The organism is Xylophilus sp. Leaf220 (assembly GCF_001421705.1).
Lineage (GTDB): Bacteria > Pseudomonadota > Gammaproteobacteria > Burkholderiales > Burkholderiaceae_C > Xylophilus.
This window is the reverse complement of the sequence record NZ_LMKO01000001.1, coordinates 291,112-313,853: the sequence shown is the minus strand read 5'-3', so window position 1 is coordinate 313,853 and position 22,742 is coordinate 291,112. Positions and strand designations below refer to the sequence as shown.

Sequence of the window (22,742 nt, the reverse complement as noted above, 5' to 3'; positions counted from 1 at the left end):
GAGAGCGGCCGGCACACGCGGCTGCGGAATCGGATGGCGGCTACACGCCTTCGACCGCCACCATCTGCATGACGGCCGCGCCCTGGCGGGCGGTGCGCGCCTTGTCGTACTCGGGCGATGCGGCGAAGTCCTGGGCCTTCTGGTAGCTGGGGAACTTGAGCACCACCAGGCGCGAGGGCGACCAGTCGCCCTCGATCACCGTTAGGGCGCCGCCGCGCACGCAGACTTCGGCGCCGTGGACACGCATCGCCTCGGTGGACCACTTCTTGTAGTCCTCGTACTGCGCCGGATTGGTCACCTGGACGGTGGCGATGATGTAGCCGCTGCTCATGCGAAGGAGTCCTCGAGGAAGGGGTGCCGCTTGGTCACGTCGTCGAGCGCCACCAGCGTCTCCAGCAGCGCCTTCATGTGGCGCAGCGGGACCGCGTTGGGGCCGTCGGACAGGGCGTTGGCCGGATCGGGATGGGTTTCCATGAAGAGGCCCGCCACGCCGACCGCGACCGCCGCGCGCGACAGCACCGGCACCATCTCGCGCTGGCCGCCGGAGCTGGTGCCGTTGCCGCCGGGCAGCTGCACCGAATGGGTCGCGTCGAACACCACCGGCGCACCGGTCTCGCGCATGATGGCCAGGCTCCGCATGTCGGAGACGAGGTTGTTGTAGCCGAAGCTCGCGCCCCGCTCGCAGGCCATGAAACTGTCTTCGGGCAGGCCGGCTTCCTTCGCCGCGGCGCGTGCCTTGTCGATCACGTTCTTCATGTCGTGCGGCGCGAGGAACTGGCCCTTCTTGATGTTCACCGGCTTGCCCGACTGGGCCACCGCGCGGATGAAGTCGGTCTGGCGGCACAGGAAGGCGGGGGTCTGCAGCACGTCGACCACCTGGGCCGCGGCGCGGATGTCGTCCTCGCTGTGCACGTCGGTCAGCACCGGCACCTGCAGGGTCTGACGGACCTTGGCCAGGATCTCCAGGCCTTTCTCGCGGCCCGGGCCGCGGAAGCTGGTGCCCGACGACCGGTTGGCCTTGTCGAAGCTGCTCTTGAAGATGAAGGGGATGCCCAGCGCCGCGGTGATGTCCTTGAGCTGGCCGGCGACATCCATCTGCAGCTGCTCGGACTCGACCACGCAGGGGCCGGCGATCAGGAAGAAGCGGTGCTGCAGCCCGATATCGAAGCCGCAGAGCTTCATGCGGTCACCTCGGCCGCCGGGGCGGCGGTGGTCTTGGGCCCGGCGGCACGGTGCTCGACCGCCGCCTTGATGAAGGCGTTGAACAGCGGGTGGCCGTTCCACGGCGTCGACTTGAACTCGGGGTGGAACTGCACGCCGATGTACCACGGGTGCACCGTGCGCGGCAGCTCGACGATCTCGGTCAGGTGCTCGCGCTGGGTTAGCGCCGAGATCACCAGACCGGCGCTGCGCAGCTGGTCGAGGTAGTTGACGTTGGCTTCGTAGCGGTGGCGGTGGCGCTCGGTGACCACGTCGCCGTAGATGTCGTGGGCCAGGGTGTCGGGCGCCACGTCGGAGCTCTGCGCGCCCAGGCGCATCGTGCCGCCGAGGTCGGAGCTGGCGGTACGCGTCTTGATCGTGCCGTCGGCGTCCTTCCACTCGGTGATCAGGGCGATCACCGGGCAGGGGGTGGCGGGCTCGAACTCGGTGCTGTTGGCGTCCGGCAGGCCCGCCACGTGGCGGGCGTATTCGATGGTGGCCACCTGCATGCCAAGGCAGATGCCCAGGTACGGCGTCTTGCTTTCGCGGGCGAACCGGGCCGCGCAGATCTTGCCTTCCACGCCGCGCTTGCCGAAGCCGCCCGGCACCAGCACCGCGTCGTAGGCGGCGAGCCGCGAGACGTTGTCGGGCGCGATGGTCTCGGAATCGACGTACTCGATCTTGACCCGCACATGGTTGCGCATGCCGGCGTGGCGCAGCGCTTCGTTGAGCGACTTGTAGCTGTCCGACAGGTCGACGTACTTGCCGACCATCGCGATGGTCACGTCGCCGCGCGGATTGGCCGTCTCGTAGACCAGGTCGTCCCAGCGCTTCAGGCTGGTGGGCGGCGTGTTCAGGCGCAGCTTGTCGCAGATCAGGCCGTCGAGGCCCTGCTCGTGCAGCATGCGCGGCACCTTGTAGATGGTGTCCACGTCCCACATGCTGATCACGCCCCATTCGGGCACGTTGGTGAACAGCGAGATCTTGGCGCGCTCGTCGTCGGGGATGCGGCGGTCGGCGCGGCAGAGCAGCACGTCGGCCTGGATGCCTATTTCGCGCAGCTTCTGGGCGGTGTGCTGGGTCGGCTTGGTCTTCAGCTCGCCGGCCGCGGCGATCCACGGCACGTAGGTCAGGTGCACGAAGGCGGTGTTGTTCGGCCCCATGCGCAGGCTCATCTGGCGCACCGCCTCCAGGAAGGGCAGCGATTCGATGTCGCCCACCGTGCCGCCGATCTCGACGATCGCCACGTCCACCGCGTCGGCGGTGCCGATGCCGGCGCCGCGCTTGACGTATTCCTGGATCTCGTTGGTGACGTGCGGGATGACCTGCACCGTCTTGCCGAGGTAGTCGCCCCGGCGTTCCTTCTCCAGCACCGACTGGTAGATACGGCCGGTGGTGAAGTTGTTGGTGCGCTTCATCCGCGTCTCGATGAACCGCTCGTAGTGGCCCAGGTCGAGATCGGTCTCGGCGCCGTCGTCGGTGACGAACACCTCGCCGTGCTGGAAGGGGGACATGGTGCCCGGATCCACGTTGATGTAGGGATCGAGCTTGATGAGCGTAACCTTGAGGCCCCGCGATTCAAGGATCGCGGCAAGGGAGGCTGAGGCGATTCCCTTGCCCAGGGAAGACACCACACCGCCGGTGACGAAGACGAATTTGGTCATGTCGAAGTCGGAAAACCCGTGAAGGCGGTCCGCTCGGGGAGCTGGTAAAGCGAGATTATAGGTTTCGGCCGGGGCGGTTCCGGCGGCGCGGGGCCCCGATCCCCTCTGCTACATTGGCGCGCTCCTGCGGCCCGCCCCCTTGCTTCGCTCCCCAACCTGCCGAACTCCCCCTCCCATGGACCTGTCTGGAAAACACCTGGTGCTCGGCCTCAGTGGAGGCGTCGCCTGCTATAAATCGGCCGCCCTGTGCCGGGGTCTGGTCAAGGCCGGCGCGACGGTGCAGGTGGTGATGACCGAGGCGGCCGAGCGGTTCATCACCCCGGTGACTATGCAAGCGCTGTCGGGCCGGCCGGTCTACGGCTCGCAGTGGGACGCGCGGCAGGACAACGCCATGCCGCACATCAACCTGAGCCGCGAGGCCGATGCGGTAGTGATCGCGCCGTGCAGCGCCGACTTCGTCGCGCGGCTGGTGCAGGGCAGGGCGGACGAGCTGCTCAGCCTGCTCTGCCTGGCGCGGCGTGCTGTTCAGCCCCTGCTGCTGGCCCCGGCGATGAACCGCGAGATGTGGGCGCACCCCGCCACCCAGCGCAACCTGGCCCAGGTGCAGGCCGACGGCGCGACGGTGCTGGGCGTGGGCAACGGCGACCAGGCCTGCGGCGAGACCGGCGACGGCCGCATGCTGGAGCCCGACGAGATACTCGAGGACCTGGCCGCCTTCCTGGCGCCGAAGCCGCTGGCCGGCCGGCGGGTGGTCGTCACCGCCGGCCCGACCTTCGAGGCGATCGACCCCGTGCGCGGCATCACCAACCATTCCTCCGGCAAGATGGGATTCGCCATCGCCCGCGCGGCCCATGCGGCCGGCGCCGAGGTGACGCTGGTATCGGGGCCGGTGGCGCTCGCCACGCCGCGCGGCGTACGCCGCGTCCGGGTCGAGTCGGCTTTGCAGATGCAGGCGGCGGTGCAGGCGGCCGTGGGGAACGCCGATGTGTTCGTCGCCGCCGCCGCCGTCGCCGACTGGCGGCCCGCATCGTTCCACGACGCGAAGATCAAGAAGGACGGATCGGGCGAGGTGCCGGCGCTGGCCTTCGTCGAGAACCCCGACATCCTGGCGGCCGTCGCCCGGTCGGACCGGGCGAGGTCCGGCGCGCTGTACTGCGTCGGCTTCGCGGCGGAGACGCACGACCTGCGCGCCAATGCCGAAGCCAAGCGCATCCGCAAGGGCGTGCCGCTGCTGGTCGGCAACATCGGCCCGGCGGCCTTCGGGCAGGACGACAACCAGCTGCTGCTGGTGGACGAAAAGGGCAGCCGTCTGCTCGACCGTGCGCCGAAGGCGGCGCTTGCTCACGAATTGATAGCAGAGATCGCTTGCGCCTTGCCGGCCAGGCATCGATTTGATTGAAGAAGAAGATGGAACTGGACGTCAAGATCGTCGACCCCCGCATGGCGGAGCAACTGCCCGCCTATGCGACCCCGGGCAGCGCCGGGCTGGACCTGCGCGCCTGCCTGGACGCACCCCTGACGCTGGCCGCCAACGCCTGGCAGCTGGTGCCCACCGGCATCGCGATCCACCTGGCCGACCCGGGCTACGCCGCGATGATCCTGCCGCGCTCGGGCCTGGGCCACAAGCACGGCATCGTGCTGGGCAATCTGGTCGGGCTGATCGACAGCGACTACCAGGGGCAGCTGATGGTCAGCGCCTGGAACCGCAGCGACACCGCCTTCACCATCGAGCCGATGGAGCGCATCGCCCAGCTGGTCATCGTACCGGTGGTGCAGGCGCGCTTTCGGGTGGTGGAGGGGTTCGAGGCCTCGGCGCGCGGGGAAGGCGGCTACGGCTCCACCGGAACGGCGTGAGCCGGCCGTACTGGGCGGTACGGACACATCCGGCAACGGTCTTTGCGGCGGCTATGCAAGGCGGGGTCGGTCCGCACCTACCCTAGAGGCGTTGTTTTCCGACGCGGCCATGCGGAGCGCACCGAGCAGGTCATGCATCAACGTGTGTTCGACTCGGTAGATCCGCAGCGGTGCAGCAGACGTCCACAAGCACCCCCATCCAGGAGCCTCCCATGAAAAATTTCTCCCGTTTCGCCACCATGGCCATCGGCGCGGTCGCGGTCGCCACCTTGAGCGCTTGCGCCACCGATCCGTACTATGGCCGTCCGGCTGCCAGCTACCCGGCCCAGTACCCCGCACCCGTCGCGCAGCCCGCACCCTATCCGGTGTACGACCAGGGCGGTGCCTATGCCGAATTCGGCCGGGTGTCGAACATCGAAGTGCTGCAGTCGGAGCAGGCGCGCGCCCCTTCAGGCGCCGGAGCGATCATCGGCGGCGTGCTCGGCGCCGTGGTGGGTAACCAGATCGGCAGCGGTGGCGGACGGGCGCTGGCCACCGGCATCGGCGTCGTCGGCGGGGCGGTGGCCGGCAACCAGATCGAGGGCAACCAGCGCGGGCGCGTGGTGCAGACCTACCGGATTTCGGTACAGGTCGACAACGGCAGCTCGCGCGCATTCGACGTACCGGCTCCCGGCGATCTGCGCATCGGCGACCGGGTGCGCATCCAGGGTGGGCAGCTGCAGCGCATCTGACCATTTCTCGCACCCAGCAAAACGGCTGCCTTCGGGCAGCCGTTTTGCTGGGCGGGCCCGCAAGCGCTAGTGCAGGCTTTCGCTGCCGGGCGCCTGGGTCTGGATGCGGAAGAAGCCGGTGCCGAGCGTGCCGCGGCCGATCTCGTCCTCGGTGGCCTCGCGCACGCTGTCGACCGTCAGGTGGATGCGGATGGCGATGCCGGCGAGCGGATGGTTGCCGTCCAGCACCACATGCTCGGGATAGATCTCCGAGACGGTGTAGAGCGCATCCTTCGGTGCCTCGGGGTTGGTGCCCTTCGGCAGCGCGTGACCTTCGAAGGTCATGCCTTCCTCCAGGTCGGGCGGGAACAGCTTGCGCGGCTCCAGGAACAGCAGGCGGTCGTTGAAATCGCCGAAGCCTTCCTCGGGCTCGATCTGCAGCGCGAGCTTGTCGCCGGCGACATGGCCTTGCAGCGCAAGCTCGATCGGCGCCAGCAGGTCGTCGCCTCCCAAAAGGAATTCGACGGGCTCGTCGAGGACGTCGAGTTCTTCGCCCAGGGTGTCGGTCAGGTTCCAGGTCAGTGCGACCACGCATTGAGGGATTATTTCCATACGAGAATTGTCGCAGTTCGACTCTGTCTGTTCCTCCCCATGGATACCTCCTTGCCGCTACCGCTTCTCGGCGGCCTCAGCGCCGACACCTTCATGCGCCGCCACTGGCAGAAAAAGCCCTTGCTGGTGCGGGGCGCCATCGCCTCGCCCGGCGATCTGCTGCCCGCGCGCGCCGACCTGTTGGCGATGGCTGCACGCGACGATGTCGAATCGCGCCTCATCGTCGGCGAGGGCGATGGCTGGAAGATGCGGCACGGGCCCCTGCCCCGCCGCGCACTGCCGTCGTTGAACCAGCCCCGCTGGACCTTGCTGGTGCAGGGCCTCGACCTGCACCACGACGGCGCCCATGGCCTGCTGAAGGCGTTCGGCTTCCTGCCGGCTGCGCGGCTGGACGATGTGATGGTGAGCTTCGCCACCGACGGCGGCGGGGTGGGGCCGCACTTCGACAGCTACGACGTCTTTCTGCTGCAGACCCACGGCAGGCGGCGGTGGCGCATCGGCAAGCAGAAAGACCTGTCGCTGCGGGACGACGTGCCGCTGAAGGTGCTGGCCCGTTTCGAGCCCGAGCAAGAGTTCGTGCTGGAGCCGGGCGACATGCTGTACCTGCCGCCGCGCTACGCGCACGACGGCATCGCCGAGGGCGAGTGCATGACCTGCTCCATCGGGTTTCGCGCCCCGCGGCGCGGCGAACTGGCACAGGACATCCTGCAGCGCATGGCCGAGCACGCCGCCGACGACAACGACGCGCTGTATGCCGATCCGCGGCAACCCGCCGTCGCCTACACCGGCGCCATTCCTGCGGAGATGGAGCATTTCGCCCGCGCCGCCGTCTCCGAGTTGCTGCAGGACGGCGACGCGGTCGCCTGCGCCCTGGGCGAGTACCTGACCGAGCTGAAGCCGCAGGTCTGGTTCGACGAAGGCACGGCGTTCGATCCGGACAGCGCTGTCCAGCTCGACAGGCGCACCCGCATGCTCTACGACGCTCGCCACGTCTTCATCAACGGAGAAAGTTTTCTCGCCGGCGGTCGCGACGCGCGGCTGATGCATAAGCTGGCGGACCAGCGGCGGCTCGATGCCGCGGACGTGGCCAAGGCGAGCGCCGGGGCACGCGAGCTTCTGGCCGACTGGTGCGAGGACGGGTGGCTGCACCAAGCGTCCTGACACGGCGCAGCGGACAGGGCATGCGGCCGACGTAGGTTGCGCGCATCCATCGCATCTGCGCTGTTACGTTTGGATGAAATGGAACGCACCTCCTTAACCTCGTCGCGTGAGCACACCCCTACAATGAATTTCCACATCGCAGAAGCCGGTCACTCCGCTCGTGCGATTGATAAATCCAAATGGATAAGGACTCGAAAATCATGAGAAATTCCCTCGTTTTGGCAGGTTTGGTATCGGCCGTCGCATTGGCGGCCTGCGGCAAGAAGGAAGAGCCGGTCGCCGTTCCGGCACCAGCGCCGCTGCAGGCGCCAGCGCCACCTTCCACCGCGGCGCCCGTGCCTGGTTCTGCCGTCGGTCCCGGCCCTGCGACCTCGGCACCTGCCGATACGACCACGCCCGCCGCCACCGGTGCGGCGACCGATGCCGCCAACGCAGCCAACAACGCGGCTGGCGCTGCTAGCAGCGCCAATGCGGCAGCCGACGCCGCGAACGAAGCGGCCAAGAAGGCTGCGGACGCCGCTGCGGAAGCAGCAAAGAAGTAATCACGCAGGGGGCCACAGGCTTCGTTCGGCAGAAGAATCTCCGGCGAGCGTCGGCCCCATACGTCGAGGTATTCGGGTCTGTGCATGATTACTGCACTGCTCGCATGCCAAATAAGAAAATCCGCCATGCAGGTGAACCTACATGGCGGATTTTCTTATTTGAATGCTATTTTTGTCGAAGGCGCGACGCCTTCATGCGCCGTGTTTGTCCGCTTCGCTGGTGAACGCATCGGCGAAAAATTCCTCCGCCGGCAGTCCTCGCTCTTCCACATACGCTTTCTGCGCCGATTCGACCACGATCGGTGCGCCGCAGGCATACACCTGGTGGCCTGAAAGATCGGCGAAATCGTCCAGCACCGCCTGGTGGACGAAGCCGGTCCGGCCGGTCCAGGCGTCCTCGGGCAAGGCGTGCGAGACGACGGGCACATAGGTCAGCTGCGGCAGTTCGGCCGCCTTTTGCTGCACCCAGTCGTGCAGGTACAGGTCGCCCGGGCGGCGCCCGCCCCAGTACAGGGTGACGGGTCGGTCGAGCGCCTTGAACTGGATCCGCTCGATCAGGGCCTTGACCGGTGCGAAGCCGGTGCCCGACGCCAGCAGCACGATCGGCTTGCCCGAGTCTTCCCGCAGGAAGAAACTGCCGAACGGGCCTTCGCAGCGCAGGATGTCCTTTTCCTTCATCGCACCGAACACATGGTCGGTGAACTTGCCGCCGGGCATGTGGCGGATGTGCAATTCCGCGCTGGGCCCGCTTTCTTCCTGCCGGTGGGGCGCGGTGGCCATCGAGTATGCGCGGCGGCTGCCGTCGCGCAGGATGAACTCGATGTACTGGCCGGCGTGGTAGCGCAGGTGTTCGGTGGCAGGCAATTGCAAACGCAGCAGCATGACGTCGTGCGATTTCCGCTCCAGGGACGACACCCGGACCGGCATCTTGCGGACCGGGAACGCGCTCTCGTCGGTGACCTGGCGCGATTCCAGCACCACGTCGGTCTGCGGCACCGCCCGGCAGGTCAGGACTAAGCCCTGGGCTTCCTCGTCGGCCGACAGGGCCTTGCTCTGGTGCTCCCCGTGGACGACGGTGCCTGCGAGCTTGCGGCACTTGCACGAGCCGCAGGCGCCGTCCTTGCAACCATAGGGCAGGCCGATGCCCTGGCGGATCGCCGCGGTCAGGATGGCTTCGTCGGGTTGGGTGGTGAAAGAACGCCCGCTGGGCTGTACGGAAATGGTGAAACTCATCGCTCGTTATCCTTGGAAGTCTTCTTCTTTCCTACAGCCTTCGATTTTGCCCGCAAACCCGAGCCCCTCCCGCATCCCGATGGGTGCCCTGCCAGCCCGTTTTCGCCGAACGCGGGTGCTGATCGTCGGCTGCGGCGATGTCGGCTTGCGGACCGCGGGCCTGCTGGCACCGAGGGTGCGGCTGCTCGCCCTGACCTCGTCGCCCGACCGCATCGCCGAGTTGCGGTTGCGGGGCATCGTGCCCTTGCGCGGCGACCTCGACGACGCGGCCAGCCTGCGGCGGCTGGCCGGGCTGGGGCACCGGGTGCTGCACCTGGCGCCGCCACCGCGCGACGGTGCAGCGGCCGATCCGCACGCCGATCCGCGTACCCGCGCCTTGATGCATGCCCTGGCGGCCGGACCTCGGCCGCTGGGGCTGGTGTACGGCTCCACGACCGGCGTCTACGGCGACTGCGGCGGGGCGGAGGTCTCCGAAACCAGAACCGTCGCACCCCGCAATGCCCGGGCCTACCGCCGGGTCGATGCCGAAGACCATGTGCGACTTTTCGGACGTGGAAGCCGAGCGAGCATCCTCCGCATCCCAGGCATCTATGCGCCGGACCGGGAGGGCGGCACGCCCCGGGATCGCCTGCAGCGCGGAACGCCCGTGTTGCGCGCCGAGGACGACGTCTACACCAACCACATCCATGCCGACGATCTGGCCCGTGCCTGCTGCACGGCGCTGTGGAGGGGTGCAGCGCAGCGGGTCTACCACGCGAGTGACGATACCGATCTGACGATGGCCGACTACATGGACCATGCGGCCGATCTCTACCGCTTGCCGCGACCGGTCCGTATCAGCCGCCAAGAGGCCGAGCAGCAGTTGACCGCGATGCAGATGAGCTTCCTCAGCGAATCGCGCCGGCTGGTGAACGACAGGCTGAAGAACGAACTCCGCTCGAAGTTGCGCTACCCGACCATCGTCGAAGGGCTACGCGCCGCGCCCTGAAGTCAAACGGGGGCGCTCAGTCGCGCCGCCGCCGTTCCCGGTCCAGCCAATCCACGGCGCTCCGGTCGTTGTCGACCCGGCGGCCGTTGCGGCCATCGCTCTCGGGCCGCCAGTCGCGGGATTCGCGGGAGCGTTCGCGTGTTGCCCGCCAGTCGTCCTTCTTGACCCGGTCGACCTGCCGCTGCGTTTGCGACTGGTTGTGCAGTTTGTCCCACTGGTCGCCGGAGTTGACATCCGGCAATTGGGCCATCGCAGCGGGGGTGGTGGCCATCATCACGCACGCCGCTGCACCCAGCAGGGACGTGTACAGGGTGGAAGACAGGCGATTCATGGCGGTTCCTTTTCGATGCGGGTGCACGCCGTGCAACCCAAGGAATACCGTTGTAGGCCTTTTCACCCGGGCACGGCAGGGGCCGGTGGGGCATATCCGTGCAGGAGCCGGCCTACGCCACCAGCACGCCGGCGCCAGGCCGCTACAGGACGCCGGCAGACCGCAGACGCACCCGTTCGGCTTCCGGCACGCCCCATTCCGCCAGCACCTCGTCGGTGTGCTGGCCCAGCGCTGGCGGGGCGTGGCGCAACACCGGCGGATGCTCCGACAGCCGCAGCGGGCTGGCCACGCCGCGGATCGTGTCGATGCCGTCGCCGGCCGACCGGGGCAGGTCGATCGCCAGGCCCCGTGCCTGCACCTGCGGGTCGTCGAACGCCTGGGCGATGTCGTTGATAGGGCCGCAGGGAACAGCCTTGTTTTCCAGCAGGGCGATCCAGTCGGCGGTGGAGCGGCCACGGGTGAGCTCTTCCATCGCGGGGATCAGCGTTTCGCGGTTGCGCACCCGCAGCGTGTTGCTGGCGTAGCGCGGATCGGCGCTCCATTCCGGCCGCCCGACTGCGGCGCAGAAGCGTCCGAACTGGCCGTCGTTGCCGATGGCCAGCAGCATCGAGCCGTCGGCCGTGGGGAAATCCTGGTACGGCGCGAGGCTCGGGTGGGTATTGCCCTGGCGCTGCGGCACGGTGCCGCTATTGAGATAGCCGGTGGTCTGGTTGGCGAGCAGCGCCATGCCCACGTCGAGCAGCGACATGTCGATGTACTGGCCGCGGCCGGTCTGGTGGCGCGCCTGCAGCGCGGCCAGGATGGCGGTGGCGGCGTACATGCCGGTGAAGGTGTCGGTCAATGCCACGCCGACGCGCTGCGGCCCGCCGCCGGGCGTGCCGTCGGCCCGGCCGGTGATGCTCATCATGCCGCTCATCGCCTGCACCATCAGGTCGTAGCCGGCGCGCTTGGCATACGGCCCGTCCTGGCCGAAGCCGGTGATCGAGCAGTAGATGAGCCGCGGATTGGCGGCCTTGAGGCTCTCGTAGTCGAGCCCGTACGCCCGCAGCCCGCCCACCTTGAAGTTCTCCACCACCACGTCGCTGCCCGCGGCCATCCGCTGCAGCAGCGCCTGCCCGTCGGGCGTGGCCATGTCCACCGTGACCGAGCGCTTGTTGCGGTTGCAGCAGGCGAAGTACGCCGCCTGGTCGGTGTCGTTGCCCGCCGCGTCCTTCAGGAACGGCGGGCCCCATTGCCGCGTATCGTCGCCCGCGCCCGGCCGCTCGATCTTGACCACGTCCGCACCCAGGTCGGCCAGCGTCTGGGTGCACCACGGCCCGGCCAGCACCCGCGAAAGGTCCAGTACCTTGAGCCCGGCCAGTGCGCCGGCGTTCTGCATCGTCATGCCCATCTCCCGCGCCGCGCATCGGCGCCTCGCTGCATCAGGTTTGTCTTCGTAGTCCGGCCGCACCAATCGCGATCGGACCGGCTAATTTCAGGGTTACCGCGGATCCGGCTCCGCCGGGCCGCAGGCATCGCCCCCTGCAAAGGGGTTGCCGAAGCGCGCGGGCTGGGGTTGGCCCAGCGACTGCCGCGGATCCGGCTCCGCCGGTCCGCCAGCGGTGCCCCCTGCAAGGGGGTAGGCGAAGACGCGCAGCGCGCAGCCTGGGGGTTTGCTAAAACGCCGCGATCCCGGTCTGCGCCCGGCCCAGGATCAGCGCGTGCACGTCGTGCGTGCCTTCGTAGGTGTTGACCACTTCCAGGTTCACCAGATGGCGCGCCACGCCGAACTCGTCGCTGATGCCGTTGCCGCCCATCATGTCGCGGGCCAGACGGGCGATGTCGAGCGCCTTGCCGCAGTTGTTGCGCTTCATGATCGAGGTGATCTCGACCGCGGCGGTGCCCTCGTCCTTCATCCGGCCCAGGCGCAGGCTGCCCTGCAGGCCGAGGGCAATCTCGGTCTGCATGTCGGCCAGCTTCTTCTGGATCAGCTGGGTGCCGGCCAGCGGGCGGCCGAACTGCTTGCGGTCGAGCGTGTATTGGCGGGCACGGTGCCAGCAGTCTTCGGCGGCGCCCATCGCACCCCACGAGATGCCGTAGCGGGCGCTGTTGAGGCAGGTGAATGGGCCCTTCAGGCCCTGCACTTCGGGAAAAGCGTTCTCTTCGGGGCAGAACACGCCGTCCATCACGATCTCGCCGGTGATCGAGGCACGCAGGCCCACCTTGCCGTGGATCGCGGGGGCGCTCAGGCCGGCCATGCCCTTCTCGAGCACGAATCCGCGGATCGGGCCGACGTTGCCGGCGGCGTCCACTTCCTTGGCCCAGACCACGAACACGTCGGCGATCGGGCTGTTGCTGATCCACATCTTGCTGCCCGACAGCTTGTAGCCGCCGTCGACCTTGCGGGCGCGCGAGGCCATGCTGCCGGGGTCGGAGCCGTGGTCGGGCTCGGTCAGGCCGAAGCAGCCGATGAACTCGCCGCTGGCCAGCTTCGGCAGGAACTTCTGCTTCTGTGCCTCGGTGCCGAATTCGTAGATCGGCACCATCACCAGCGAGGACTGCACGCTGGCCATCGAGCGGTAGCCCGAATCGACCCGCTCCACCTCGCGGGCGATCAGGCCGTAGGCGACGTAGTTGAGGCCCGGGCCGCCGTACTGCTCGGGAATCGTCGGGCCCAGCAGGCCCAGCTCGCCCATCTCGCGGAAGATGGCCACGTCGGTCTTCTGGTCGCGGAAGGCTTCCAGCACGCGGGGGGCCAGCTTGTCCTGGCAGTAGGCCGCGGCGGCGTCGCGGATCATCCGCTCGTCGTCGGTCAGTTGCTGGTCGAGCAGGAACGGGTCGGCCCACTGGAAGGCGGCGCGGGAAGAGCTGGACATGGAGGTCTCCTGAGGAAGCGGGTGGGGCGGGCGCCATGCACGGCGCATCGGCCGGCGGGCCGGGAACGTCACCCCTGGATGCTAGTCCGGGAGGCGTATCGCGGCAAACGAGGATTGCACATCGAGGTATGCGATCATGGAATGTCTGACCGGGTTCGCGCTCCGTTCGGCAGCCTTCGGCAGACTTTCAACGATTCCATTGCAGCATGCGACGCCGTATCCCCTCCACCCAGGCGCTGGCCTGCTTCGAGGCCGCCGCGCGGCACGAGAGCTACACCCGCGCCGCCGAAGAGCTCTCGCTCACCCAGAGCGCCGTCTCCCGCCAGGTGCTGGCGCTCGAAGCGTACCTGGGCGTGGCCCTGTTCCGCCGCACCCGCCACGGCGTGGCGCTGACGCCCGGCGGCGCCCAGTACTGGAAGCAGATCTCGCGCGGCCTGCAGGGGCTGGAGCGCGACACCCTCGACCTGATGGCCGGCCAGGGCCGTGGCGGTGCGATCGCCCTGGCGGCGGTGCCGACCTTCGCGACGCGCTGGCTGATCCCGCGGCTGCCGCAGCTGGCGGCGCTGCACCCCGACACGGTGGTGCATATCGAGACCCGCACCCGGCCCTTCCTGTTCGACGACACCGGCTTCGACGCGGCGCTTTTCACCGGCACCGCCGAGCAGGTCGCCCGCTGGCCCGGCACCCGGGCCGAGCCGCTGATGCGGGAGGACGTGGTGCCCGTCTGCAGCCCGGCGCTGCTGCAGGGCCGGCCGTTGGCCCCGGCGCAGGTCGCGGACTTGCCCCTGCTGCAGCAGAGCACCCGGCCGTACGGCTGGCGGCAGTGGTTCGACGCGATGGAGGTGCAGGCACCGGCCGCGCTCGCGGGCCCGCGCTACGAGTTGTTCTCGATGCTCGCCGTGGCCGCCGCCCACGGCCTGGGCGTGGCCCTGATGCCGCCGATGCTGATCGAGGCGGAACTGGCCCGCGGCGAGCTCGTCGTCGCCTGCCCGCAACCGCTGCGGGGCGAGCGCTCCTACTACCTGGTGACGCCCGTGCTGGAGCACGAACCGGCCGTGCTGGCGGAGTTCCGGCTGTGGATGCGCCGGATGGCCGACGAAGCCTCGGGTGGCGACACGCACCGAGGATGAAGCCGGCCAAGAGCGGTCCGGTACGTATTTATGAGCCCAAAAGGCCCGCGGCCGGCGCCACTGGCCGACCAGTAGCTATCAAAAAAATAGCATGCGATGTGGCGGGCCTGCCGGGGTAAGCCTCCGAGCCCGGCCAGCCGGATCCGTCAACGGCGCCGCGTGCTGGCCCGGCGTGCCGCCTTCTTCGCCGCGCCTCGCCGCATCGCCACCCGGATCGCGATCTGCAAGGCGGTCAACGCCACCGTCACATAGATCTTCTGGCGCATCGTCGGCCCTTGCGGCTCGTAGGCTTCCTCCGGGTAGTGGTCATGGTCCGCGTCGATCGACCGCGGGGCCACCGCCGCTGCGGAAGCTGCCAGCCGGTCAGGATCCACCGCCGGCACCGGATCGGACTTGCGCGGTACTTCGGGTGCCTCGGGCACCGGCAAGGCCGAGCGCGAACCGTGCTCGCTGGCGTAGACCCAGGTGAACTCGGCACCCAGAAGAAAGATTTGCGCCGAGTAGTAGACCCACACCAGCAGCACGATGATCGATCCGGCTGCGGCGAAGGTCGAGGACACGCTGCTGCGCCCCACGTACAGCCCGATCAGCACCTTGCCCACCTCGAACAGCACCGCCGTCACCACGGCCCCCACCCACACGTCCCGCCAAGCGATCTTGGCCTGCGGCATCAGCTTGTAGATCATCGCGAACAGCAGGGTAGTGATGGAGAGCGACACCGCCAGATTGATGATCTGCAGCGTGACCGCCCAGCCCGGCAATACCGAGCCCACCCAGGTGCCCATGGCGGCCACCGCCGCGCTGACGGTGAGCGACACCATCAGCAGGAAGGCCAGCCCCAGGATCAGGCCGAAGGACAGCAGCCGCGCGCGCAGGGTCGCCCAGATGCCCGACTTGGCGGTCGCCGGTATGCCCCAGATCCGGTCGAGCGAACTCTGCAGTTCGCCGAAGACGGTGGTGGCGCCGACCGCGAGCACCACCAGGCTGATCACGGTGGCGATCAGGCCCTGCGCGGGTTGGCTGGCGCTCTTGATCAGGCCCTGCACCGCGAGCGCGCCGTCGCGGCCTAGCAGGCCGGAGAGCTGGCCGACGATCTCGCCCTGCACGGCTTCGCGACCGAAGACGAAGCCGGCCACCGCGATCACGATCAGCAGCAGCGGCGCGAGCGAGAAGACGGTGTAGTACGCGATCGCCGCGCCCATGCTGGGTGCGTAATCGTCCGACCATGCGGCGACGGATTTCTTGGCGAGACTGAAAAAACGCTTGGCGTGTAACGTGACCGTGGACATGGCTCCCTCCTAGGACGCCATTGTCGAAGCACGGGTTGCAAGAGTGGTGCAGGAATGTTTCCGCCCCGCACCCTGCGGCGCCGCCGGCTGCCAGGACCGGCGGCTCTTTCTTCCAACTTACTGGCTGGTGCAGTTCACGCCGTCGACGCTGTAGCGGTTGCAGGTCGTGAACAGTGCGCGCACGGCCGGGGCCACCGGCATCGTCTGCGCCGGGCCGGCGGCCGCCAGGCGGCGCTGCGGCTCGATCTGCGACAGGTAGGCCGCGTACTGCTGCTTGAACTCGATCAGACGCTGGCGGTGGGCGCCGGCCAGCTCCTGGCGGCGCATGTTGAACTGGCCGTAGGTCAGTTCGCCGCCGTAGAGCTTGGCGGTCAGGAAGACCAGGTCGCGCTGTCCGAGCTCGAAGGCCGAGACCAGCGGCAGCGGCAGGTTGGCGGCGCGGTAGCTCTCGCCCAGCTTCACGCAGCGCTGGCGCTCGCTGCCCCAGATTTCCAGCGCCACCTTCTCGGTGGCGGTGGGGTAGTCCTTGCTGGCCAGCATCGGCAGCGAGGCCTGGCCGGCGGAGCGCAGGCTGCCGAGCTTGGGCTCCAGCAAGGTCAGGCGCGGGTCGCGGTTGGCGGCCTTGAGGCAGTCGGTGGTGGGATCGGCGTCGAGCACCTGCGCCACGGTGGGCGGCGGCGGTGGCGGAGCGACGCATCCGGCCAGCAGGGCGGTGGCGGCCAGGGCGCAGAGGGCAAGGTGTTTCATGGGTGTCCAGGCGATGGGAAAGGTGCGGTACCTACTGTAATCACTTCGCCTGTAGGCTTTGCAACAGGTCGCGCAGCGGACGGATTTCGTCTATCCATAGCCGCAAAACGCACTTCCGTGCGCGGAATCGCATCGGTAGCCTTGGTGGTTTTTCCGGACCGGGTCATCACCCTGTGCGCCCGGGCCGCAGCACCGGGTGCCCCCGGGCCTCCGCTCCTCCCATCACCGATCACGACCGCATGTCCACAGCCCCTCCGACGACCGCCGCGCTCCTCCAGCATTTCCGCCCCGTCTTCGACCGCATTGCCGAGCAGGCGGTCGCGCGCGAAGCCACCCGCACCCTGGCGCACGACGCCGTCGGCTGGCTGCGCGAGGCCCGCTTCGGCGCCCTGCGGGTGCCGGTGGCGCACGGCGGCTTCGGCGCGTCGGTGGAGCAGCTGTTCGACCTGCTGATCGAGCTGGGCACGGCCGACTCCAACCTGCCGCAGATCCTGCGCGCCCACTTCGGCTTCATCGAGCGGCTCTACGCCGAGATCGACCCCGCGCTGCATGGCCCGTGGCTGGCGCTGGCGGGACAGGGCGTGATCTTCGGCAACGCCACCACCGAGCTGGGCGACAACGCGATCGCCACGCTGCAGACCGCGCTCACGCCCGATGGCGAGGGCTGGCGGCTCGACGGCGCCAAGTTCTACAGCACCGGCACGCTCTATGCCGACTGGATCGCGGTCACCGCGCGGCAGGACGAGGGGCCGTCCCCGGTCGTGGCGCTGGTGCCGGCCGACGGCGCCGGCGTCGAACGGGTGGACGACTGGCAGGGCTTCGGCCAGCGGCTCAGCGCCTCGGGCACCACCCGCTTCGCCGACGTCGCGGTGCAGCCGGGCCATGTGCTGCACTACCCCCGCAACCGGCCGACGCCGATGACCGCCTTCTTCCAACTGGTGCACCTGGCGACGCTCGCCGGCATCGCCCGGGCGATCGAGCGCGACGCGGCCGATTTCGTGCGGCCGCGCAAACGCACCTACAGCCACGGCAGCGCCACCACGCCGCGCGAGGACCCGGTGGTGCAGCAGGTGATCGGCCAGCTCTCGGCCACCGCGTTCCTGGCCGCCTCGGCGGTGCGCGCCGTGGCCGCCGGCCTGGGCGAGGTCGACCGGTTGCGCGCGGACGGCGCGCCGGTCACGGAAGCGGTGCTGATCGACGTGGAGCTGCGGGCGGCGCAGGCGCAGGTGGGCATCGTCGACGCGGTGCTGGGCGCGGCGACCCGGATGTTCGACGTCGGCGGCGCATCGGCCCTGCAGCAGGACCGGCGGCTCGACCGGCATTGGCGCAACGCGCGTACCCTGGCCTCGCACAACCCGACGATCTACAAGGCGCGGATGCTGGGCGACTGCGTGCTCAACGGCGCCCAGCCGCAGTTCTACTGGTCTGTGGGGACCAAGGCCGCGGCCTGACCGCGGCCTCGGTCACTCGCGGGCGGCGGGTGCCGCCGGTGGCTGCAGCGCGGGGTGGCGGCCGTTGAGGTGGTAGTCGCCCACCGCGTGGTAGCGCCAGCGCACCGGATCGTGCAGCGTATGGGTCCGGGCATTGCGCCAGAAGCGGTCGAGGCCGCGCCCGTCCAGCGTCGCCGCGGTGCCGCCCAGCTCGAACAGCCGGGTGCCGGCATCGAGCGAGGCGGTGGTGGTGAGCACCCGCGCTTCCGACACCGCGACCGATGCGGCTGCCACCCGCTCGGGCGTCGGCGCGGCCTGGGCGGCATCCAGCAGCCGGGCCGCGCGTCGCACTAGCGCCTCAGCCGCACGCAGCCGCACCGCGGTGTCGCCGATCTGCTGCAGCAGCAGGGGATCGTCGGCCGCACGGGCCACCTTCGCATCTATCCAGGGCCGGGCGTGGTCCCGCACGAAGTCCAGCGTCGCGGCCAGCGCGCCCCGGCCGATGCCGAGGTCGATCGCGCTGTGCATCAGGTGGGCGAAGGGCCGGGCGGTGCTGGTCTGCTCCATGCCGTCGGGCAGGCGCACCACCCACCCGGGCTCGATCGGCACGTCGTCCAGCACCACCGAGCCGCTGCCGGTGACCCGCTGGCCGAAGCCGTCCCAGTCGTCGATCACCTGCACGCCGGGGGCGTGGCGGGGTACGAAGACCAGGTGCGGCGCCTCGCGCACCGTGCCGTCCGGCGCAGTCTCCTGCGCCACCGCCATCGTCGGTATCCAGTGCGCATACAGCGCGCCGGTGCAGTAGAACTTGCGGCCCTGCAGCCGGTAGCCGCCACCTGCCGCCAGCTCGATGCGGGTGCGGCGTTTGAAATCCTTGTGGCCGATCTCGGCCAGGGCGTTGCCCAGGCGCTCGCCCGCCAGCACCCGGCCATAGAAGAAGCGCTGCTGCTCGGCGCTGCCCGCCAGCCGCAGCAGTTCGACCGCGTAGAAATGGTTCTGCGGTATCTGGCCCAGGGAGCCGTCGGCCGCCGATACCCGCGCGATCACCTCGGCCAGCGTGGCACCGCCCACGCCCGCGCCGCCGTGCGCGCGCGGCACGGTGATCGCCCAGAGCCCGCTGCCGGAGAACGCATCGAGTTCGTCCCACGGCAGCCGGCGCTCCCGGTCGCGCTCCACCGCGGTGGTGGCGAAGTCGGCCGCCAGGCGGCGCGCCGTGTCGAGCGCTTCCGCGTCGTCCGCGATGACGGCCACCGCACCGGGCGGCGTGGCGGAGCGGGGCGCGGCGGCCGGCGGCACGGTGGAGATAGGAGGGGTTTCGGCTAGCAGCATGGTGTCGGGCGGGTCGTTTTCATGGGGATGGCGGCAGTGCGCGCAGCGGCAGGTCAGAAGGCCGGAATGACCACGCCGTCGAATTCCTTCACGATGAAGGCGCGCACCTCGTCGGTCTGGTAGGCCTGCACCAACTGCTGCACCCAGGGCTGGGCACGGTCCTGCTCGCGCACCGCGATCAGGCACGCATAGGGGCCTTCCTTGTCCTCGAGCAGGATGGCGTCGCGGCCGGGCTTCAGGCCGGCCTTGCTCGCGTAGTCGGCGTTGATCGCGGCGGCGTCCACGTCGTCCAGGCTGCGTGGCAGCTGGGGCGAATCGATCTCCACCAGCCGCAGCTTGCGCGGGTTGTCGACGATGTCGAGCTTGGTGGCGAACACGCCCGCGACCGGGTCGATGCCGGTCTTCAGCCTGACGAGGCCCGCCTGCTGCAGCAACAGCAGCACCCGGCCGCCGTTGGCCGGGTCGTTCGGCAGGGCGATCTGCGCGCCCACAGGCAGTTCGGCCAGCGACTTGTAGCGCTTCGAGTACAGCCCGATCGGCCCGACCCAGGTCTTGCCGAAGCCGACCAGCTTGTAGCCCTGCGCGCGGATCGCCGCGGCCAGGAAGGGGCGGTGCTGGAAGCTGTTGGCCTCCAGGTCGCCGGCGGCCAGCGCGGCATTGGGCTGCACGTAGTCGTTGAAAGGGACCACCTTGATCTTGAGGGCGAAATCGCGCTCCGCCACGCGTTTCACCACGCCGAAGATCTGCTCGTGCGGTCCGCTGGTGACGCCGACGCGGATCAGGGCGGGCGTTGCGGCGGTGGCGAACTGCGGCAGGTGCGCCGCGGCGGCGCCGGCAGCCAGCGCGCCCATCTGCAGGATGCGGCGGCGGCCCGGATGGCGAGGAATGGACATGGTCATGTGTTGAGAAGGATCAAGCATGGAGGAGGGCGGTGCGGCCGGGGGCGTCGCTCACGCGGGCCACACCTCTGCGGTAGCGTTCGCGGATACCGGGGCGGCGCCGTGGCGGAAGGCCGCGGCCGGATGGCTGTCCGGCAACAGGGCCGCACCGCCGTACAGCTTCTGGCGCAGCGTGCCCTCGGCATAGCGGGTCTTGTAGATGCCGCGGCTCTGCAGCTCGGGCACGACCAGGTCGATGAAGTCCTCGTAGCTCTCGGGCGTGACGGTACGGGTGAGGTTGAAGCCGTCGATGCCGGTGTCGTCCATCCAGTCCTGCAACTGGTCGGCCACCTGCTGCGGATCGCCGACGACGGTGGCGTAGCGGCCGCCCAGCGACAGCGTCTCCAGCAGGTGGCGCACCGTGTAGTCGGCGCGGCCACCGGTCACCCGGCGCACCGCGCTCTCGATGCCGTTGCTCTTGAAATCCTGCAGCGGGGTGTCGGGGTCGAACTGCGAGAAGTCGACACCCGCGCCGGCGCAGAAATGCGCCAGCCCGGCTTCGGCGCTGGCGTAGCGTTGGTACTCGGCGTACTTCTCTTGCGCTTCCTTCGCCGTGGGCGCGACGACCACGGTGATGCCCATCAGCACCTTCAGCGCGGCCGGGTCGCGGCCGGCGGCCCGGGCCTGGCGGCGGGCATCGTCCACCAGCGCGCGGGTCGAGGCGCGGTTGGCGCTGGAGACGAAGGTGCATTCGGCATGCCGCGCCGCGAACTGCTGGCCGCGGCCGGAGGCGCCCGCCTGGAAGAGCAGCGGCGTGCGCTGCGGCGAGGGCTCGCTGAGGTGGTAGCCGTCGACCTGGAAATAGCGCCCGCGGTGGTGCACCGGGTGCACCCGGGCCGGGTCGGCGAACAGGCGCCCGGCCTTGTCGCGTCGCACCGCGGCGTCCTCCCAGCTGCCTTCCCAGAGCTTGTAGAGCACTTCCAGGTACTCGTCGGCCAGGTCGTAGCGTTCGTCGTGCGGCAGCTGCCGGGCGCGGCCCATGGCACGGGCCGCGCTGTCGAGGTAGCCGGTCACGATGTTCCAGCCGATGCGGCCCTGCGTCAGGTGGTCCAGGGTGGAGAAGCGGCGGGCCAGCAGGTAGGGCTCTTCGTAGCTCAGGTTCACCGTCACGCCGAAGCCCAGGTGCCGGGTGACCGCGGCCATTGCCGGCACCAGCAGCAGCGGATCGTTCACCGGCAGCTGGATCGATTCGCGCAGCGTCAGGTCGACGTTGCCCTGGTAGATGTCGTAGACGCCCACGATGTCGGCGAGGAACAGGCCGTCGAACAGCCCGCGCTCCAGCGTGCGGGCCAGGTCGGTCCAGTAGGGCAGGGTGTTGTAGTCGACCGAGCGGTCGCGCGGATGGGTCCAGAGGCCGTGGTTGATGTGGCCGACGCAGTTCATGTTGAACGCGTTGAGGATGATCTGCTTCTTCGTGTCTGCCATGGGATGAAAGGTGTTCTGTGGGGAGGCGTGGCGCGGCGTACGGTGGCCGCTCAGTTCCAGGAGTGGCGGGGCGGGGCCACGTCGTTCAGCAGGTGGTTGCCGATCAGGTGGGTCTTCCAGCGCACCGGGTCGTGCAGCGTGTGCACCCGGGCGTTGCGCCAGTGCCGGTCGAGGTTGTGCTTCGCGCGGGTGGCCGAGGCGCCGGCCAGTTCGAACAGCTTTTCCGATGCGTCGAGCGCGATGCGGGTGGTGAGCACCTTGGCCTCGGCCACCGCCACCGAGGCGCGCGCGCTGGAGGCGGCGGTGACCGGCGCCGCGGCCACCGCGTCGAGCGTGCGGCCCGCTTCCAGCAACACCTCGCGGGCGGCGTGCAGGTCGATGGTGAGCCGGCCCACGTCGGCCAGGATGTAGACGTCGTCCGCCGCGCGGGCCACGCCCGATTCGGACCAGGGCCGCGCATGCTCCTGCACGAAGGCGATCGCATCGGCCACCGCGGCCTCGGCGATGCCCTGGTCGATCGCGGCCTGGAGGAGCTGCGAGAACGGGCCGGTCAGGCCGGGCCGGTCGGCCAGTCGCCAGAGCGGCAGCACATCCTCGGCCGCCACCGCCACATCGTCGAAGACGACGGTGCCGCTGGCCGTGGTGCGCTGGCCGAAGGAGGACCAGTCGTCCAGCACCGCCAGGCCCGGGGCGGTGCGCGGCACCCAGGGCTGCACCGGGCGGTCCTGGTCGTCCAGCGCGCGGGTCGGGACACGGTGGGCGAACAACGCGCCGGTGGAATAGAAGCGGGTGCCGGTCAGGCGCAGGCCGTCTGGCGTCTGCCGCAGGCGGGTGGCGCCGTGGGCGATGGTGGGCGCCGCGGCCGAGCGCCGCTCGGGCCCGGCATTGCCGAGCCGCTGGCCGGCCAGCACCTCGGCGTAGAAACGCTGCTTCTGCGCGTCGGTGCCCAGTTCGTGCAGCAGGCCCAGCAGCCCGAAATGGTTCTGCGGAATCTGGCCGAAGGCCGGGTCGGCCCGGCACAGGACGACGAAGACGTCGGCCACGGTGGCGTTGGACACCGCGGCACCGCCGTAGGCGCGCGGCACCGTGATCGCGCCCAGGCCGCTTTCGGACCAGTGCTCCAGCAGGTCCCAGGGCAGATCGCGCCGGCGGTCGCGGTCGGATGCGCCGTCGGCGGCCCGCGCGGCCAGTGCGTGGGCGGCATCGAGCGCCTCGGCGTCGTCGGCGATGCGCCGCACGCGGGCCGGGTCGGGAAGGCGCGGGACGCGCGCCGCAGGGGAGCTGTGTTCGGACATGGGTGGTGG

22 protein-coding genes are annotated in these 22,742 nt (G+C 69.5%); 8 read left to right on the top strand and 14 right to left on the bottom strand.

All coding sequences use genetic code 11. The annotated features are described in order from the left end of the window. Positions 1-40 precede the first annotated feature (40 nt). From ASE76_RS01455 to ASE76_RS01445, 3 genes are read right to left on the bottom strand one after another with little or no spacing between them, the layout of a single operon-like run. Positions 41-331, bottom strand: coding sequence for a DUF1330 domain-containing protein (locus tag ASE76_RS01455; protein ID WP_055833634.1), 291 nt, complete (start codon positions 329-331; stop codon positions 41-43). Continuing rightward, complete coding sequence (gene kdsA, locus ASE76_RS01450) at positions 328-1,182, bottom strand: 3-deoxy-8-phosphooctulonate synthase (RefSeq protein ID WP_055833630.1); 855 nt, start codon at positions 1,180-1,182, stop codon at positions 328-330. Before kdsA ends, ASE76_RS01455 begins: the two co-directional genes overlap by 4 nt. Then, positions 1,179-2,864: a CTP synthase gene (locus ASE76_RS01445; protein WP_055833626.1), complete on the bottom strand. Its 1,686-nt coding sequence runs from the start codon at positions 2,862-2,864 to the stop codon at positions 1,179-1,181. Before ASE76_RS01445 ends, kdsA begins: the two co-directional genes overlap by 4 nt. Positions 2,865-3,039: 175 nt before the next feature. Here ASE76_RS01445 and coaBC point away from each other — a divergent pair, with 175 nt between their 5' ends. The 3 genes from coaBC (at position 3,040) to ASE76_RS01430 (ending at position 5,449) form a co-directional block, all read left to right on the top strand. Beyond that, positions 3,040-4,263, top strand: coding sequence for a bifunctional phosphopantothenoylcysteine decarboxylase/phosphopantothenate--cysteine ligase CoaBC (gene coaBC / locus ASE76_RS01440; RefSeq protein WP_055833624.1), 1,224 nt, complete (start codon positions 3,040-3,042; stop codon positions 4,261-4,263). 8 nt (positions 4,264-4,271) lie between these two features. Next, positions 4,272-4,718, top strand: coding sequence for a dUTP diphosphatase (gene dut / locus ASE76_RS01435; RefSeq protein WP_055835437.1), 447 nt, complete (start codon positions 4,272-4,274; stop codon positions 4,716-4,718). A gap of 212 nt (positions 4,719-4,930) precedes the next feature. After that, positions 4,931-5,449, top strand: a complete 519-nt coding sequence (locus ASE76_RS01430) for a glycine zipper 2TM domain-containing protein (RefSeq protein ID WP_055833622.1) — start codon at positions 4,931-4,933, stop codon at positions 5,447-5,449. Between the two features lie 66 nt (positions 5,450-5,515). Here the strand turns inward: ASE76_RS01430 and ASE76_RS01425 are convergent, their stop codons facing one another. Further along, positions 5,516-6,040 carry a peptidylprolyl isomerase gene (locus ASE76_RS01425; RefSeq protein WP_055833619.1) on the bottom strand — a complete coding sequence of 175 codons (525 nt, stop codon included), beginning with the start codon at positions 6,038-6,040 and terminating at the stop codon, positions 5,516-5,518. A 39-nt stretch (positions 6,041-6,079) separates the two neighbouring features. On the opposite strand from ASE76_RS01425, the gene ASE76_RS01420 reads away from it, so the two are divergent. Next, positions 6,080-7,201: a cupin domain-containing protein gene (locus ASE76_RS01420; protein WP_055833615.1), complete on the top strand. Its 1,122-nt coding sequence runs from the start codon at positions 6,080-6,082 to the stop codon at positions 7,199-7,201. A gap of 179 nt (positions 7,202-7,380) precedes the next feature. Beyond that, a complete protein-coding gene (locus ASE76_RS19810) occupies positions 7,381-7,743 on the top strand; it encodes a hypothetical protein (RefSeq protein ID WP_369793348.1) in 363 nt (120 codons plus the stop codon). Between the two features lie 192 nt (positions 7,744-7,935). On the opposite strand, the gene ASE76_RS01415 is transcribed toward ASE76_RS19810, so the two are convergent. Continuing rightward, positions 7,936-8,976: a CDP-6-deoxy-delta-3,4-glucoseen reductase gene (locus ASE76_RS01415; RefSeq protein ID WP_055833612.1), complete on the bottom strand. Its 1,041-nt coding sequence runs from the start codon at positions 8,974-8,976 to the stop codon at positions 7,936-7,938. Positions 8,977-9,055: 79 nt separating this feature from the next. On the opposite strand from ASE76_RS01415, the gene ASE76_RS01410 reads away from it, so the two are divergent. Then, a complete protein-coding gene (locus ASE76_RS01410; RefSeq protein WP_055833610.1) occupies positions 9,056-9,964 on the top strand; it encodes an SDR family oxidoreductase in 909 nt (302 codons plus the stop codon). A 16-nt stretch (positions 9,965-9,980) separates the two neighbouring features. Here the strand turns inward: ASE76_RS01410 and ASE76_RS01405 are convergent, their stop codons facing one another. The 3 genes from ASE76_RS01405 to ASE76_RS01395 all read right to left on the bottom strand — a co-directional run bounded on the left by ASE76_RS01405 (position 9,981) and on the right by ASE76_RS01395 (position 13,150). After that, positions 9,981-10,295, bottom strand: a complete 315-nt coding sequence (locus tag ASE76_RS01405) for a hypothetical protein (RefSeq protein WP_055833608.1) — start codon at positions 10,293-10,295, stop codon at positions 9,981-9,983. 142 nt (positions 10,296-10,437) lie between these two features. After that, positions 10,438-11,679 (bottom strand): CaiB/BaiF CoA-transferase family protein, encoded by a 1,242-nt coding sequence (locus ASE76_RS01400; RefSeq protein ID WP_156362490.1) that lies wholly within the window; start codon positions 11,677-11,679, stop codon positions 10,438-10,440. 271 nt (positions 11,680-11,950) lie between these two features. Continuing rightward, positions 11,951-13,150, bottom strand: a complete 1,200-nt coding sequence (locus ASE76_RS01395; RefSeq protein ID WP_055833605.1) for an acyl-CoA dehydrogenase — start codon at positions 13,148-13,150, stop codon at positions 11,951-11,953. 206 nt (positions 13,151-13,356) lie between these two features. Here ASE76_RS01395 and ASE76_RS01390 point away from each other — a divergent pair, with 206 nt between their 5' ends. Next, positions 13,357-14,280: a LysR family transcriptional regulator gene (locus tag ASE76_RS01390; RefSeq protein ID WP_055833602.1), complete on the top strand. Its 924-nt coding sequence runs from the start codon at positions 13,357-13,359 to the stop codon at positions 14,278-14,280. A 146-nt stretch (positions 14,281-14,426) separates the two neighbouring features. Here ASE76_RS01390 and ASE76_RS01385 read toward each other — a convergent pair whose 3' ends face one another. Together ASE76_RS01385 and ASE76_RS01380 are read right to left on the bottom strand one after the other, a co-directional pair. Beyond that, a complete protein-coding gene (locus ASE76_RS01385) occupies positions 14,427-15,569 on the bottom strand; it encodes a YihY/virulence factor BrkB family protein (RefSeq protein WP_082447832.1) in 1,143 nt (380 codons plus the stop codon). 117 nt (positions 15,570-15,686) lie between these two features. Then, complete coding sequence (locus ASE76_RS01380) at positions 15,687-16,316, bottom strand: hypothetical protein (protein ID WP_055833599.1); 630 nt, start codon at positions 16,314-16,316, stop codon at positions 15,687-15,689. Positions 16,317-16,555: 239 nt separating this feature from the next. Here ASE76_RS01380 and ASE76_RS01375 point away from each other — a divergent pair, with 239 nt between their 5' ends. After that, complete coding sequence (locus ASE76_RS01375; protein ID WP_055833597.1) at positions 16,556-17,767, top strand: acyl-CoA dehydrogenase family protein; 1,212 nt, start codon at positions 16,556-16,558, stop codon at positions 17,765-17,767. 12 nt (positions 17,768-17,779) lie between these two features. On the opposite strand, the gene ASE76_RS01370 is transcribed toward ASE76_RS01375, so the two are convergent. Genes ASE76_RS01370 through ASE76_RS01355 form a run of 4 tightly spaced genes read right to left on the bottom strand, consistent with a single transcriptional unit; the run spans position 17,780 to position 22,733 of the window. Continuing rightward, a complete protein-coding gene (locus tag ASE76_RS01370; protein ID WP_055833593.1) occupies positions 17,780-19,075 on the bottom strand; it encodes an SfnB family sulfur acquisition oxidoreductase in 1,296 nt (431 codons plus the stop codon). A gap of 53 nt (positions 19,076-19,128) precedes the next feature. Further along, on the bottom strand, positions 19,129-19,968 hold the full coding sequence (locus ASE76_RS01365; RefSeq protein ID WP_201781818.1) for a MetQ/NlpA family ABC transporter substrate-binding protein: 840 nt from the start codon (positions 19,966-19,968) through the stop codon (positions 19,129-19,131). Positions 19,969-20,025: 57 nt separating this feature from the next. Then, entirely contained in the window at positions 20,026-21,438 is a 1,413-nt protein-coding gene (locus ASE76_RS01360) for an LLM class flavin-dependent oxidoreductase (protein WP_055833585.1), read from the bottom strand. Positions 21,439-21,488: 50 nt separating this feature from the next. Continuing rightward, positions 21,489-22,733, bottom strand: a complete 1,245-nt coding sequence (locus tag ASE76_RS01355) for an SfnB family sulfur acquisition oxidoreductase (RefSeq protein WP_055833582.1) — start codon at positions 22,731-22,733, stop codon at positions 21,489-21,491. Positions 22,734-22,742 lie beyond the last annotated feature (9 nt).